At 48.0% G+C, this 13,795-nt stretch carries 14 protein-coding genes and 2 pseudogenes; 7 read left to right on the top strand and 9 right to left on the bottom strand.

What is annotated here, in order from left to right:
* Positions 1-153: 153 nt before the first annotated feature.
* Positions 154-1,818, bottom strand: a complete 1,665-nt coding sequence (gene asnB / locus VIN66_RS09325; RefSeq protein ID WP_331923724.1) for an asparagine synthase B — start codon at positions 1,816-1,818, stop codon at positions 154-156.
* A 195-nt stretch (positions 1,819-2,013) separates the two neighbouring features.
* Between asnB and VIN66_RS09320 the strand changes: the two genes are divergently transcribed.
* The 6 genes from VIN66_RS09320 to VIN66_RS09295 all read left to right on the top strand — a co-directional run bounded on the left by VIN66_RS09320 (position 2,014) and on the right by VIN66_RS09295 (position 7,102).
* Complete coding sequence (locus VIN66_RS09320) at positions 2,014-2,820, top strand: DUF3025 domain-containing protein (RefSeq protein ID WP_331923723.1); 807 nt, start codon at positions 2,014-2,016, stop codon at positions 2,818-2,820.
* Between the two features lie 24 nt (positions 2,821-2,844).
* Positions 2,845-3,651: an ABC transporter ATP-binding protein gene (locus VIN66_RS09315; protein ID WP_331923722.1), complete on the top strand. Its 807-nt coding sequence runs from the start codon at positions 2,845-2,847 to the stop codon at positions 3,649-3,651.
* Entirely contained in the window at positions 3,652-4,854 is a 1,203-nt protein-coding gene (locus tag VIN66_RS09310; protein ID WP_331923721.1) for an ABC transporter permease, read from the top strand.
* Positions 4,855-4,986: 132 nt separating this feature from the next.
* The gene (locus VIN66_RS09305) at positions 4,987-5,196 is read left to right on the top strand and encodes a bacterioferritin-associated ferredoxin (RefSeq protein ID WP_349257532.1); all 210 of its coding nucleotides are present in this window, start codon (positions 4,987-4,989) and stop codon (positions 5,194-5,196) included.
* Positions 5,197-5,320: 124 nt separating this feature from the next.
* Positions 5,321-6,211 carry an aspartoacylase gene (locus tag VIN66_RS09300; protein ID WP_331923720.1) on the top strand — a complete coding sequence of 297 codons (891 nt, stop codon included), beginning with the start codon at positions 5,321-5,323 and terminating at the stop codon, positions 6,209-6,211.
* A gap of 90 nt (positions 6,212-6,301) precedes the next feature.
* Entirely contained in the window at positions 6,302-7,102 is an 801-nt protein-coding gene (locus tag VIN66_RS09295; protein WP_331923719.1) for a substrate-binding periplasmic protein, read from the top strand.
* Positions 7,103-7,178: 76 nt separating this feature from the next.
* Here the strand turns inward: VIN66_RS09295 and gloA are convergent, their stop codons facing one another.
* A complete protein-coding gene (gene gloA / locus VIN66_RS09290; protein ID WP_331923718.1) occupies positions 7,179-7,580 on the bottom strand; it encodes a lactoylglutathione lyase in 402 nt (133 codons plus the stop codon).
* 266 nt (positions 7,581-7,846) lie between these two features.
* Here gloA and VIN66_RS09285 point away from each other — a divergent pair, with 266 nt between their 5' ends.
* Positions 7,847-8,761, top strand: a complete 915-nt coding sequence (locus VIN66_RS09285; protein ID WP_331923717.1) for a DUF808 domain-containing protein — start codon at positions 7,847-7,849, stop codon at positions 8,759-8,761.
* Between the two features lie 45 nt (positions 8,762-8,806).
* Here the strand turns inward: VIN66_RS09285 and VIN66_RS09280 are convergent.
* The 7 genes and pseudogenes from VIN66_RS09280 to VIN66_RS09250 all read right to left on the bottom strand — a co-directional run.
* Positions 8,807-9,037 (bottom strand): annotated as a pseudogene (locus VIN66_RS09280) (endonuclease III); the annotation flags it as partial.
* Between the two features lie 357 nt (positions 9,038-9,394).
* Positions 9,395-9,646: a hypothetical protein gene (locus VIN66_RS09275; RefSeq protein ID WP_331923716.1), complete on the bottom strand. Its 252-nt coding sequence runs from the start codon at positions 9,644-9,646 to the stop codon at positions 9,395-9,397.
* A gap of 85 nt (positions 9,647-9,731) precedes the next feature.
* The gene (nth, locus tag VIN66_RS09270; protein WP_331923715.1) at positions 9,732-10,364 is read right to left on the bottom strand and encodes an endonuclease III; all 633 of its coding nucleotides are present in this window, start codon (positions 10,362-10,364) and stop codon (positions 9,732-9,734) included.
* 15 nt (positions 10,365-10,379) lie between these two features.
* Positions 10,380-11,075: an electron transport complex subunit E gene (locus VIN66_RS09265; RefSeq protein WP_331923714.1), complete on the bottom strand. Its 696-nt coding sequence runs from the start codon at positions 11,073-11,075 to the stop codon at positions 10,380-10,382.
* A gap of 17 nt (positions 11,076-11,092) precedes the next feature.
* A complete protein-coding gene (gene rsxG, locus VIN66_RS09260; RefSeq protein ID WP_134054368.1) occupies positions 11,093-11,719 on the bottom strand; it encodes an electron transport complex subunit RsxG in 627 nt (208 codons plus the stop codon).
* Positions 11,716-12,783, bottom strand: coding sequence for an electron transport complex subunit RsxD (gene rsxD / locus VIN66_RS09255; protein ID WP_331923713.1), 1,068 nt, complete (start codon positions 12,781-12,783; stop codon positions 11,716-11,718). The genes rsxG and rsxD overlap by 4 nt, the downstream gene beginning before the upstream one ends.
* A pseudogene (locus VIN66_RS09250) lies at positions 12,780-13,795 on the bottom strand (electron transport complex subunit RsxC); the annotation flags it as partial. The pseudogene VIN66_RS09250 and the gene rsxD, both read right to left, overlap by 4 nt.

The raw sequence follows: 13,795 nt of genomic DNA, 5'->3' as shown, positions 1-13,795 counted from the left end.
TTATCCGGCGCTATGTCAGGCATCAGGATAAAGTGGGCAGAGAAGACGAGGAACGTCAATTAAGGCTGGATGTAGAAAATAATTAAGCCCCCTTATAGGGGGCCAACGCAAAGCCACCTCCTATGGAGGTGGATTTTTACTGGTCGGTTATTTTTAATAACCTTGCGCATGCACATCACGTACAGCACGGCCAGACGGATCGGTCAGCTGAGCCATTTTGGCATCCCAGGCCAGGGCTTCCGGCGTAGAGCAGGCAACTGATTTGCCACCTGGTACGCAGGCGATAGCGCCGGCATGCGGGAAATGCTCTTCAAAAATGACCCGATAATAATAGGCTTCTTTGCTGTCCGGCGTATTCACCGGGAAGCGGAAGCTGGCTGTCGCCATTTGTTGATCGGTTACTTCTTTTTCCGCATGGGCTTTTAAGCTGTCAATCCAGCTGTAGCCAACGCCGTCAGAGAACTGCTCTTTCTGCCGCCATAAAATTTCATCCGGCAGCACGCCATCAAAGGCCTGACGCAGAATATGCTTTTCCATTTTACCGCCACCGCACATCTTAGCTTGTGGGTTTAAGCGCATCGCCACATCCATAAATTCTTTATCAAGGAAAGGCACACGGGCTTCAATACCCCAGGCTGACATCGCTTTGTTTGCGCGGTTGCAGTCGAACATATGCAGGCGGTCGAGTTTACGCAGCGTTTCTTCGTGAAACTCTTTGGCATTAGGCGCTTTATGGAAATACAGGTAGCCACCGAACAACTCATCAGAGCCTTCGCCGGACAACACCATTTTTATGCCCATGGCTTTGATTTTCCGTGCCATCAGGTACATTGGTGTTGACGCCCTGATCGTGGTGACATCATAAGTTTCGAGGAAATAGATGACATCACGCAGTGAGTCCAGGCCTTCCTGCACAGTAAAATGCACAGTATGGTGCACGGTGCCGATAGCATCTGCCACTTTCTGTGCTGCAATCAGATCCGGTGAACCCGCCAGGCCGACAGCGAACGAGTGCAGACGTGGCCACCAGGCTTCACTTTGATCATTATCTTCAACCCTGCGCTTGGCAAACTGCTGGGCTATTACCGATGTCAGAGATGAATCCAGGCCGCCTGATAACAGCACGCCGTAGGGAACATCTGACATCAGATGGCTTTTTACGCTATGTTCCAGCGCCGCTTTAAGCTCTGTCAGGCTTGCCGGGTTGTCTTTCACCGCATCGTAACTCATCCAGTCACGTTGATAGTACTTACGCAGCTCACCTACTTTGCTGTCAAAATAGTGGCCCGGTGGAAACTCTTTAATTTGCTTGCATACCGGCACCAGTGCCTTTAACTCTGATGCCACAAACAGCTGGCCGTGCTCATCGTAACCGTAGTACAGCGGAATAATACCGATATGATCGCGGGCGATAAGGTAACGGTTTTGCTCTGCGTCGTACAAAATGAAAGCAAACATACCCTGTAATTTGTCAATAAATTCAGTGCCATGCTCCAGATATAACGGTAATATCACCTCACAATCTGACTTGGTTTTGAATGGATAAGGTGTCGCCAGCTCTTTTTCGAGCTGTTTATGATTATAGATCTCACCATTCACTGCCAGAATGTGATTTCGATTATCATTAATCAGGGGCTGGGCGCCATTTTCAGTATCTACAATCGCCAGGCGCTCGTGCACTAAAATGGCATTGTCGTTATTCCATACGCCAGACCAGTCTGGCCCGCGATGACGTAATAACTTGGATAACTGTAGCGCCTGCTGGCGCAAGGCTTTAACATCAGTTTTGATGTCAAGCACCCCGAATATCGAACACATGATAACCTCTATTAATTAATTTCGGATAAACCCATAGGTTTAAACACATTGTTTGGCAGTATGTACGTCTAAACGCACTACCTGAATGTGCCATGCCATGGCAAAAAAGCAAGTGCTTTTTATCGCTTTTAAAAAGTAATTACCGTTGGCTAATTTCAGTCACGGCAACAGAATTCTCAAGTTATGCAAAGAACCATGAACAAAAACCGTTTCTCTGCGCCTGTAAACTGGCAGAGCAATTTATTAACGAACAACAATCTGTTTTCTGATTTATGTCAGGTATTTAATCCAGACAGATTTACACTGTGGCCGTCTGTGTCTGCGCTGAATAAATGCCGCCGCGATGAGGCTATAAGCTTTGTTGATAACTCAGCGTTAGAGCAGGATGGCAGGTACTATGAGGAGTTTATCTATGCTACAGCCCAGGTCCCAACCCGCAGTGAAAATTGGCATGATTTCTTCGGCGCTCTGATCTGGTGTTTATTTCCTGACACCAAAAAGCTGCTTAATCGTTTGCATATTGCCGAGATACATCTGCATGGTCAGAAACAGCGCAGTAAGTTGCGTAACAAGCTGACGTTATTTGATGAATGTGGCGTAGTACTGTGTGTTGAGTCTGCGGCATGGCAGCAGGTGGAGTTGCTTAGAACACATCAGTGGCGGCAGAGTTTTGTTGTGCAACGTGCGGATTGGTGGCAAAAACTGAGGCCGGTGATCTTTGGTCATGCTATTTATGAGATGGCCACGGCACCTTTTATTGGCTTAACAGCAAAAACGCTGTTTATAAAGGTCCCTGACGGGTTTTGCCAGTGGTCTTTAACAGCTGCTTACAGTTTTCTTGACCGTGAACTACATGAACAAATTGCTAACGGAGCAGTACTTCTTGATAATCAACAGCTAACACCCTTGCCTGTGCTGGGTGTGCCCGGTTGGTATGACGACAATAATAATCCCGGGTTTTATAACAACACAGACTATTTTCGACCGCTGCGACAGCGATAGTGGTACAACAAACAGGATGGTTGCATGATAGATATTCAGGAATTGGCAAAAGCGTTTGCGCTGGGGAAGAACAACAAGTTATCAGACACCGAAAAGCAGGACGTGCGCTACAGCAAAGATGCGTTTCATTCGGTACGTAATGTCAGTTTTAACTGCGGTAGCGGTGAAGTGTTAGGTTTACTAGGCCCAAACGGCGCTGGCAAAACAACGACCCTTCGCATGTTGTCCACGGCGTTAAAGCCAGACAGTGGCACAGTGCTGTTAAATGGTGTTGATGTACTCAGGCAACCGGTAAAGGCCCGTCAGCAGATCGGCTTTTTATCGGCAGATACAGGCCTGTATGGCAAGCTGACGGCGTATGAGAACGTGGCGTATTTTGGCCGTTTACATGGTATGGATGAGAAGGCACTGAAGCTGCGTATCGATGAGTTATTTACATTGCTGAACATGCATGATTTTGCCAACAGGCGTGCAGACAACATGTCTACCGGCATGAAGCAGAAAACGGCGATCGCCCGTGCAGTGGTGCACAGCCCGAAAGTGGTTATTCTGGATGAACCCACAACGGGACTTGATATTATGACAGTACAGACAGTGCTGGATTTTATTAAGAGCTTAAAAGCTGCTGGTACGCCGGTTATTTTTTCTACCCACCATTTAGATGAAGTGGCGTCGCTATGCGACCGCGTTGTAGTGATTGATAAGGGCGTCAGTGCGTTTTCCGGCGATATCGCGCAGTTTAAAGCCTTGTCAGCTGGCGGCGACTTACGTGAAGCATTTTTGTCGGTATTGCAGGGCAGTGCAGGTACACAACAGCAAGGAGCAGCATAAATGTGGCAGGTATATTTTAAAGAACTGACTGAGTTGATGCGGGATAAGAAAACACTGATATTCGTTATTCTGCTGCCGATTTTTATCTTTCCGGTTATCTTTGGTGTGATGGGGCTGGTGTTATCCAGTACCACAAGCAAAGCCATGCAGGAAGAACATCGCTATGTAATTATCAATGCTGAGCAAGCACCCGAGTTCAGCGATGCCATGTTCTACCATAAGAACTTTAAGCAGGTAAAAACAGATAAAACATCAGAAGCAGATCTTGTAGCGGCTATCCGCAACGATGAGTTTGATGTAGCCATTGTCATCCCGGCTGATTTTTCAGCTAAGCGTCAGGTGTCCGAGCAGGTGCAATGGCAGATTATTTATAACCAGTCATCACAATTTGATTTCATGTATCGCTACTTTGCCGAGATGCTGGCAACCTATAATGAAAAGCTGCAACGCGAAACCTTGAATCAGCTTAATGTCGACCCGCAAAAGTTGGCTGCTATTATCAAGCCGGTGGACGTGCAAAAGGTGGATACCGCAGATAAGCGCGAGAATATCGGTGAAAAGTTCGGCGCTGTGATTGCCTATATTCTGGTACCGCTTTGTCTGCTGGGAGCCTCTTATCCGGCCATTGATATGGGGGCTGGCGAGAAAGAGCGGGGCACACTCGAGACCTTGTTAATATGCCCAATTAGCCGCATCAGTATTGTGCTGGGGAAATTCTTAACCGTGCTGACTACAGGTTTGGTTGGAGCACTGATAACAGTGGGCAGCTTTGGTATCTGGGGCGCCATTATAGGCTCTTTTGCTGGTATGGCTGTTGTGCAGGAAGCGATGTCAGCTATTGCTATTACAGAGCTGATATTGATTTTCTCATTGTTACTGCCAATATCAGCCGTCTTTGCAGCGTTGCTGCTGGCAATATCTATCTACGCCCGCACCTTTAAAGAGGCACAAAACTACATCAGCCCGTTATCAATATTAATATTTTTACCCTTAGTGGCGGCTATGATGCCAGGGGTTGAACTGAATGCCAAAACGGCTTTAGTACCGGTAATGAATGTGGCGCTGGCGATAAAAGAGCTGATAAAGGGTACGGCAGATTACATGATGCTGGCACTGATTTTTGGTTCCACCTTATTATTGGCTGCCGCTGCGATTGGCTTTTGTGTGCATTGGTTCCAGCAAGAGAAAGTATTATTTCGCTAGGCTAATGATCTTTGTTCTGTGGTTAAAATGCCGGTGTTATGCCGGCATTTTTTATTGCAAGCCTGTGCGCAAATACTATTGATAATAGTTCTTAATAATATTAAAATGCCTCTGTCTTAGCCCAGAGGTGCCATGATGTACGTATGTTTATGTAAAGCTGTTACTGATAAAACCATTAAGCAGAAAGTGGCTGAAGGGGTATCAACGATGCGTGAACTGAAAATGTGTACAGGCTTGGGTAGCCAATGCGGTAAATGTACTTGTCAGGCCCAACAAATATTGCATAACGAGTTGGTGCGTATTTCTGATAGTGCAATGGATTTGGCGCAGCCAGCTGCATAATTTGCATTTATATTCATATATAAAGAATTTATATTCTTAATCTATTCTTTTTCCTTTCTATTCTGGTCATAATATCGCTCTTGCATTAGGCTAAGCCTGTATTACAGCATTGATGAGCGTATTTATGGATCAAATTAAACAAGTCGCCATTGTCGGCGGTGTGCACGGTAACGAATTCTCAGGTATTTATCTTGTCAGACAATATCAGGGTCAACCGGAACAGGTCACGCGCCCCAGTTTTCACACTGAACTGGTCTGGGCGAACCCTGAGGCGCATTATGCCAACAAGCGCTATTTACACAGTGATCTGAACCGGCAGTTTAAAAATACTGACCTGGCTAACCCGCAGCTGAGTAACTATGAACAAAGCCGGGCAAAGGTGCTTAATACGCAGCTGGGCCCCAAAGGTAACGCCAGAACCGATCTGCTAATTGATTTGCACAACACCACCAGTAATATGGGCGCGTGTTTAATTCTGACCCAGGCCGGGCCATTTTATAACAAGCTGGCGGCCTACGTTAAAATGGTGATGCCAGAAGCTATTATTTCCCGTGATGAAGACCATTTTGCGGCTGAAGACCATGCGCTGATGTGTACCCTTGGCCGTTACGGTGTATTGGTGGAAGTTGGCCCGCAGCCTCAATCAGTGCTGCGGCAGGATGTGTTGGAGCTGATGGATACCATGACCCGCCATATTCTCGATTTTGTTGAGTTATACAACAACGATAAATTACCTGAACTACCTAAACAGACTGAAGCCTTTCGGTATTTGCACAGTATTAAGCTGCCGATGAATGATAAGGGCGAGCGTATTGGTATGGTGCATAAGAATGTGCAGGACAACGACTATCAGCCTATCAACCCGGGCGATCCTATCTTCACCTTGTTTGATGGCACAGAAATTTACTATGACGGCGATGCCACCGTGTACCCAACCTTTATTAATGAAGCGGCGTATTATGACAACAACCTGGCGATGTCACTTAATGAAAAAGTGATAATTACATTAGATTAAGAAGTGCCATAAAGTGTTGTTTTATTTTCTGTTTTACCATGTTATTAACGTTGAGCTATAAAGCAGTTTGTTAAATTGGGTAGAATAGTGATGTCACCTGTACTGAAAACCTGGCTGGGGCTAGGTTTAGTATTTTTCAGCATGCAAGCGGTTGCCAGTCGCACTGAACCGTTTCGCATTCTGACCGAGCATAATCCGCCAGCAGAGTACGTTGATGATAGCGGCCGGGTGACTGGTGTAACCGTCGAGCTGGTAAGGCTACTGCAACAGCGGTTAAAGGAACCGGCCGATATTGAACTGATGCCCTGGGGCAGAGCGCTTAACATCGCCCGTAGCAGCAATAACACTATGCTGTTTGAAACAGTGCGCACGCCCGAGCGGGAACCCTGGTTCAACTGGGTTGGCCCTATTATGCTGTACAATATTTCGTTATATGGTTTAAAGCACAGAATAGGCGACGATCCGGAAGATAGGGTGTTACCCGGAAAATTTGTTGCCTGTAATTATGTAAACTCGATAACGGCGCAGAACCTGGCCGAGCTTGGCTTTAAAGATGGGAAGAATTTGCTGCTGACCAGTAAATCGGGTGATTGTCTTGATATGCTGCTGTTTGAGCGCATAGATTTAATCGCGGTGACAGAGTACGCCTTACCGGAGTTTCGAAAACGGGTTGCAGATGCCGGTTACGAATTGGTGGAACTGAAGGTATTAACTAAACGTAAGCGCTATCTGGCGTTTAGTAAAGATGTACCAGATGAGCGCATTGCGAAGTGGCAGGCCGCGCTGGAGCAGAGTTATCTGGATGGCACTATGCGTAGCTTATATCAGCCTGTGTACAGCGATGCGCTGATTAGCCGCTTAGAACAATTTGCTGCTGCGGTAAAGCGCTGACGTTTTACTGAAAAGGAGCGTTAAGGCAGCGATAAAAGCTGAGCCTGCGGTCGTTCATATGCAGGCTCGTTTGACGTTACAATGTGTCGTAACGGTCTTTTTTCTGGATCAGCTCTATCGCATAGTTGTCCGGATCACGCACAAAAGCGATTTCGGTAGTGCCGCCTTTAACCGGGCCGGGTTCACGGCTTATTACGCCACCTTTGGCACGTATCTTATCGCAAGCGTCGTAAACGTTTTCAACTTCCAGCGCGATATGACCAAACGCATTACCTAAATCGTAGCTGTCAGTACCCCAGTTGTACGTCAGCTCCAGCACAGTATTGTCGCTCTCGTCACCGTAACCAACGAAAGCTAAAGTATATTTGTATTCAGTGTTTTCAGACTGACGCAGTAATTTCATACCCAGCACTTCAGTATAAAAAGCAATAGATTTGTCCAGATCACCTACGCGCAGCATAGTGTGCAGCATTCTCATAACGCACTCCTCATCAGTTTTGTTGCGGGACTTGCAAAGTGATTAGATACCAGCATGCCGGCCTTAATAGCTTTGTTGCCTGGCCAGCATTGGCAGTACAGCGACAGATGTTACCATATCAGAGCGTTTTCTGTCGCTTAGCATAGACGTACTTAAATAAGATAACCGGGTTGCAGGGGCAAAATTGCAACGGTGTACGCACGGCATGTACAAATTTATCTGATACCAGTATGCTGATATTCTTATAAATAACAAAAGGATGGTTTGTGGCTGCAGCTAATCTACTGGCCCTTATTGATGATATTGCTACCTTGCTTGATGATGTTGCTGTGCTGTCTAAAGTCGCAGTGAAGAAAACAGCAGGCGTACTGGGTGATGATCTGGCACTCAATGCTGATCAGGTGACAGGTGTTAAACCAGAACGGGAAATTCCGGTGGTTTGGGCAGTAGCAAAAGGCTCCTTTGTCAATAAACTCATTTTAATTCCTGCCGCATTGTTAATCAGCGCTTTTATACCAGTACTTATTACGGTGTTACTTATTCTGGGCGGTTTATATCTTTGTTATGAGGGAGCAGAAAAAGTCGTGCATCGCTTTTTTCTGCTCCCACCGCCTGCAGAGCGGCAAGCCAGGCTTCAGGCGTTGGCGGATGACAAAATTGATATAGTGGCATTAGAGAAAAAGAAAATAAAAGGCGCGATCCGAACCGACTTTATTCTGTCCGCAGAAATAGTGGTGATAGTACTTGGTAGCGTAAAAACGGCTGATTTAATTACCCAGTTGGGTGTGTTAAGCGTAGTGTGTATAGCGATTACCATAGGGGTTTATGGTCTGGTGGCGGCAATAGTAAAAATGGATGACGCCGGCTTATATATGCTTAGAAAAGCAGTCAGCGGTAAGTGGAATAATTTGCAACGCGCTTTGGGGCGAGGGTTATTAATCGCGGCGCCTATATTAATGAAAGCGCTTGGGGTTATCGGCACCATTGCCATGTTTTTGGTTGGCGGCGGTATCCTGTCGCACAATATTGATGTGCTTCATCATCTGTCGTTGGTGGTACAACAGGCGACCCCTGCGTTTGCAATGATCACATCGTTACTGGTTGACGGTATTACCGGTTTGGTTGCCGGTGTGATTATTGTGGCATTAGCAGCACTGGTGCTTCGCTGGCGCAAACATTAGCAACCATCTGCATTAAGCGCCTGTTTAAGGCGCTAAGTTGACGGGCTATTCAGTTTTGTCTTTAAACTCGCACAGATCTTCAATGATACAAGAGCCGCATTTGGGCTTACGGGCAACACAGGTATAGCGGCCGTGCAGTATTAGCCAGTGATGTACGTCGAGTTTAAACTCGCTGGGGACCACTTTTAACAGCTTTTGCTCGACTTCATCAACGTTTTTACCCGGTGCCAGTTTAGTGCAGTTAGATACGCGGAAAATGTGTGTCGACGGCGATAGTATGCCAGACTGAATTCGCAGTGCGGTAGCTGATGGCAACATATGCAGCTGTCCCGGAAGGACCGCTGAGTGCCAAAAGCGAATATTCGTGCTGGTATTTAACTTCTGAAAATCGCTGTATTTGTATGCATATAAAGCCCAAGCCTGGCTCGTGCTTTGTTAGGCGAGTTAACCCGTATTTGTTGCCTGTAAGTGATAGTCAGCCCATCCATAACTTTGCTCATGACTCAATCCAAGTGGATATATTGCCTGACGTTTATGGTTCAGACTAGAGATAAAGATTTAGTATATATACCTGCATCGACCGGTGTTGCTTTGATTCTGACACCCGAATCCTCGATAGAGTTAATGGATGCGTTAATGACCACAGAGTAAGACCCCAATAATTGCTAAAAAGGCAACTATCAGGTAGGGAAGGGGAGATCCCAGAAAAGAAAGGTCTTTTTGAGCTGTTTCACGTACTGTCTCACGGTTAGCATACTTAATAGGGAAGAAAAACAACGCAACAGTAGCGACAGCGGTAACAACCACAAAGAGGCCTTTATAGGGTGTGGCAAAAATTGAAATAAAGCTACTTAGCCATACCAAAATAACCAACGTTCTGAGCATTGTGCCTCCTAACTAATTACATTTTTTCTCGACAGCTTTTGCCAGATAAATTCCAATGTGCCTATGGTTACAAAAAGACATTCTGTTATTCGGTTTTGTCTTTAAACTCACATAAATCTTCAATCAAACAACTGCCGCAGCGCGGTTTGCGTGCTACGCAAGTGTAGCGGCCGTGCAGAATTAGCCAGTGGTGTACGTCGAGTTTATACTTGTCTGGCACCACTTTAAGCAACTTGTGTTCTACCTCGTCAACATTTTTACCCGGTGCCAGTTTAGTGCGGTTAGATACGCGGAAAATGTGGGTGTCTACAGCTATGGTAGGCCAGCCAAAGGCGGTGTTTAGCACCACATTGGCGGTTTTTCGACCGACGCCCGGCAGGGCTTCCAGTGCTTCGCGGTTCTCGGGAACCTCACCGCCATGCTGCTCTACCAGAATACGACAGGTTTTAATGACGTTTTCGGCTTTGGTATTAAATAAGCCGATGGTTTTAATGTAATGTTTAACGCCGTCCACGCCTAAATCCAGCATGGCCTGTGGTGTTCGGGCTGCTGGAAACAGGTGTCTGGTGGCTTTGTTGACTCCGACATCTGTGGCCTGTGCCGATAATAAAACCGCTATCAGCAATTCAAAAGGTGAGCTGTATTCAAGCTCCGTCGTAGGCTCCGGGTTTGCTTCGCGCAACCGGCTTAATATTTCTATACGTTTTTGTTTGTTCATCTGTTATCCGGCAGTTTACTGCGCAGCGCCGGTAACCCGGGCGCGGGCGATACTGCCTTTTTCAATAGTTTGTTTTTGCTTAAGCTTGTTATCAATAACGTTTTTCAGCGCGATTAATAAGCCCATGCCCAGAAAGGCTCCGGGTGGCAGCATGGCTAATAGAAAATGGCTGTCGACTGCAAAAACCTCGATGCGAAGCATTTTAGCCCAATCACCAAGCAATAAATCGGCACCATCGAATAGGGTGCCCTGGCCAAGCAGTTCGCGCATAGCTCCCAGTACCAGCAGTACCAGCATAAAGCCCAGACCCATCATAAAACCGTCTAACGCCGAGGGGAGCAGAGCATTTTTTGATGCAAAAGCTTCAGCCCGTCCAATAATGGCGCAGTTAGTGACGATTAATGGGATAAAAATACCCAGCGATTGATATAAACCAAAGGTATAGGCATTCATTAATAGTTGCACCACGGTAACCAGGCTGGCAATAATCAGTACAAACACCGGAATGCGGATCTCGCTGGCAACATGATTGCGTACCAGCGATACTGCGACGTTTGAGCCAACCAGCACCAGCAAGGTTGCGACGCCCAAACCCAGTGCATTGGTTACGGTCGCCGTTACGGCCAGCAGAGGACACAGACCCAGTAGCTGAACGAGGCCGGGGTTGTTTTTCCACAGCCCTTGTATTGTCAGCTCTTTAAATTGACTCATATTGTTACTCTACCTTGTTATTGCGAACAGTTGGCAGCCTGAGTGGCCAGCTCGGCATGTTGCTGCACATAGAGTACGGCATTGCGCACGGCTTTAACAACGGCGCGAGGTGTAATGGTGGCGCCGGTGAACTGGTCAAAGTCACCGCCGTCTTTGCGTACTGCCCATTTGCCGGCGTTGTCTGCTGTTACTACTTTGCCGCTAAAACTAAAAATCCATGGCGAGCGACGCGCTTCAATTTTATCACCCAGCCCCGGTGTTTCCTGATGGTTTAGCACCCGGGTGCCCAATACCGTGCCATCAGGCTGAAGCGCGACAATTAAATCGATATTGCCGCTGTAGCCATCGGGCGCAGTGGTTTCAATAATGTAGGCGTGCAGTTCGTTACCGTCACGCCAGCGATATAGCTGCTGCTTACCAGGCCGACCTAAAAGCTGTTCATCCTGCACCAGCACGCAGTCCTGCAACAGCGAAGAGGTCACTTTAATGCCTGGCAGCACTTCAGTCAGTATTGCCATTTTGCTGGCCTGACGCTGCTCTTCAATACGCGGGGCGGTTTGCTGGTTTACCATGCCCAGTATCGCGACACAAAATGCCGCTGCGCCGGCCAGCGCCAGAGCGTTTTTGCTGATTGCCTTTATCATTTCAGCTCGCTCCTTTGCCTATGGCCGTAGGTTCGTGGCCGGGTATAGTAGTCAATCAGTGGTACCGCCATGTTGGCCAGCAATACTGCAAAGGCATAGGCATCCGGATAACCACCAAAACTGCGGATAAGAAACACCAATAAACCAATCAGCGCGCCGTATATCAACCGGCCCCTGTTGGTGGTTGAGGCGGATACCGGATCGGTCGCGATAAAAAAGGCCGCCAGCATGGTGCCGCCGCTAAATAAATGAAACAGTGGCCCCGCCATGCTGTCGGGGGCAGCAAGGCTGGCAATAGCCGATAAGACAAACAAACTGGCCAGAACCGCGACAGGAATACGCCAACCAATAGCTTTTTGCTGAATTAAGACTAAACCACCGGCCAGATAGGCCAGATTCAGCCAAAGCCAGCCTGCACCGGCAAAGGCGAAGAACACCGGGTTTTGCAGGTTCTCGTCCAGTGTCAGGCCACGGCTGAGCCCGGTTCTTAAGGTGTCCAGTGGTGTCGCCATCGTTACGCCATCAACGTTGGCTTGCAGTTGTGCAAGGCTAAAACCGCTGCAGCTGAACTGGGTGAAAATGCTGCACACCGCATCCAAAGGTGACAGCGTCACGCTCTGTAATGAAAGCGGGGGTAACCACTGCGTCATTTGCAGCGGAAAAGACACCAGTAACAGGACATAAGCCGCCATAGCGGGATTAAACAGGTTGTTACCCAGGCCGCCGTACAGCTGCTTGACCATAATGATGGCAAAAGCCGTACCGATGACAATTATCCACCAGGGCGCATAAGGCGGAATAGCCACGGCCAGCAGCACCGCAGTCAGCATGGCACTGTTGTCTTTTAACCTGATCAATACGGCTTTACGGCGTAGCATTAATACTAAAGCTTCACTGAGCCAGGCTGTGATCACCGCTAGTAATAGCTGAATTAACACACCGTAACCAAATAGCACTGCCTGCACGGCTATGCCCGGTATGCAGGCCAGTACAACCAAACGCATAAGCTGCGATGTGCTGCGCTGACTGTGCTGGTGCGGTGAACTGGCTATTTTAAAACTCATGACTTCTCACTGTCGGCTTGTTTACGGGCTTTAGCCCGCGCAATAGCCGCAGCTATAGCGGCTTTACGTGGATCGGTGTCTGTATCAGAAGGCTCAGGAGCGTCAGATAGCTGTTCCGCGGTTTGTGTCTCTGAGGCAGTTGTTACCCTTTGCTCATGGTCTTTTGTGTCATCCTGTAGTTTTTTTGCTTTGGCTCGCGCAAGGGCTGCTGCAACTGCAGCTTTACGTGGATCCGGCTGGGCAGAAGGTTGTGCTGAAACGTTGTCGCCTGCCGGTTCTGTGCTGTTATCCGCAGTGCTGTCCTGCACTTGTTGTGTCTGCTGTTTGGCTTTAGCCCGGGCGATCGCGGCAGCAATGGCCGCTTTGCGCGGATCGGTTTGGTGTTGCGCATCCGCATTGTCAGTGCTTGTCGCAGCAGTGTTATCAGCGTCAGCTGGCTCAGTTTGCTGCGCTGCCTTTTTCGCTTTAGCACGTGCTATGGCTGCTGCCACAGCTGAGGCTTTATCCGATGCAGCTGCAGTAGTGGCGGGCTGTTGTAACGATGATGCCTCTGCGTCAGCTGGTTGCTGCGCTGCCAGCGCCTTTTGTTGCTGATACTCGCGTGCTTGCTGTTTTTTAAGCTCGCGCTCGGCTTGCAGCTGGGCCTGACTTCGCTCTTCATCCGGTGCAGCCGCTTGTGTTTGTTTTGCTTTAATACGAGCCAGGGCATCCGCTACCGCTGTATTGGCGCCTGATGCCTGCTGTTGTTGCTGACGGGCAGCCGCAAGTTGCTGGTTGCGCTCTGACCGCTCTTGTTTTTCACGTTCCAGCCGGGCATTACGCGCTTCAAATCTGGCTTTGGCTTGTTCTGCTTTTAACGCTTCGCGCTGCTGTTCGCGAATGTCGGCCTTGGCAACACGGTAATATTGCACCAGCGGTATTTCACTGGGGCAGACGTAGGCGCAGGCACCACATTCAATGCAGTCTGCCAGATTATATTCTTTTAACTTGTCAGTATCTTTGGCTTTGCTGT

This window comes from Rheinheimera sp. (genome assembly GCF_036568245.1).
Taxonomy (GTDB): Bacteria; Pseudomonadota; Gammaproteobacteria; order Enterobacterales; family Alteromonadaceae; genus Alishewanella.
Note: the sequence above shows the minus strand (reverse complement) of the source record. Positions and strands in the feature narration are given on the sequence as shown.

Coding starts and splice junctions, on each gene's coding strand:
- VIN66_RS09320 (WP_331923723.1), top strand. CDS start 2,014: ATGAACAAAAACCGTTTCTCTGCGCCTGTAAACTGGCAGAGCAATTTA.
- gloA (WP_331923718.1), bottom strand. CDS start 7,580: ATGAGAATGCTGCACACTATGCTGCGCGTAGGTGATCTGGACAAATCT.
- asnB (WP_331923724.1), bottom strand. CDS start 1,818: ATGTGTTCGATATTCGGGGTGCTTGACATCAAAACTGATGTTAAAGCC.
- VIN66_RS09300 (WP_331923720.1), top strand. CDS start 5,321: ATGGATCAAATTAAACAAGTCGCCATTGTCGGCGGTGTGCACGGTAAC.
- rsxG (WP_134054368.1), bottom strand. CDS start 11,719: ATGATAAAGGCAATCAGCAAAAACGCTCTGGCGCTGGCCGGCGCAGCG.
- VIN66_RS09295 (WP_331923719.1), top strand. CDS start 6,302: ATGTCACCTGTACTGAAAACCTGGCTGGGGCTAGGTTTAGTATTTTTC.
- VIN66_RS09310 (WP_331923721.1), top strand. CDS start 3,652: ATGTGGCAGGTATATTTTAAAGAACTGACTGAGTTGATGCGGGATAAG.
- nth (WP_331923715.1), bottom strand. CDS start 10,364: ATGAACAAACAAAAACGTATAGAAATATTAAGCCGGTTGCGCGAAGCA.
- VIN66_RS09265 (WP_331923714.1), bottom strand. CDS start 11,075: ATGAGTCAATTTAAAGAGCTGACAATACAAGGGCTGTGGAAAAACAAC.
- VIN66_RS09275 (WP_331923716.1), bottom strand. CDS start 9,646: ATGCTCAGAACGTTGGTTATTTTGGTATGGCTAAGTAGCTTTATTTCA.
- VIN66_RS09315 (WP_331923722.1), top strand. CDS start 2,845: ATGATAGATATTCAGGAATTGGCAAAAGCGTTTGCGCTGGGGAAGAAC.
- VIN66_RS09305 (WP_349257532.1), top strand. CDS start 4,987: ATGATGTACGTATGTTTATGTAAAGCTGTTACTGATAAAACCATTAAG.
- rsxD (WP_331923713.1), bottom strand. CDS start 12,783: ATGAGTTTTAAAATAGCCAGTTCACCGCACCAGCACAGTCAGCGCAGC.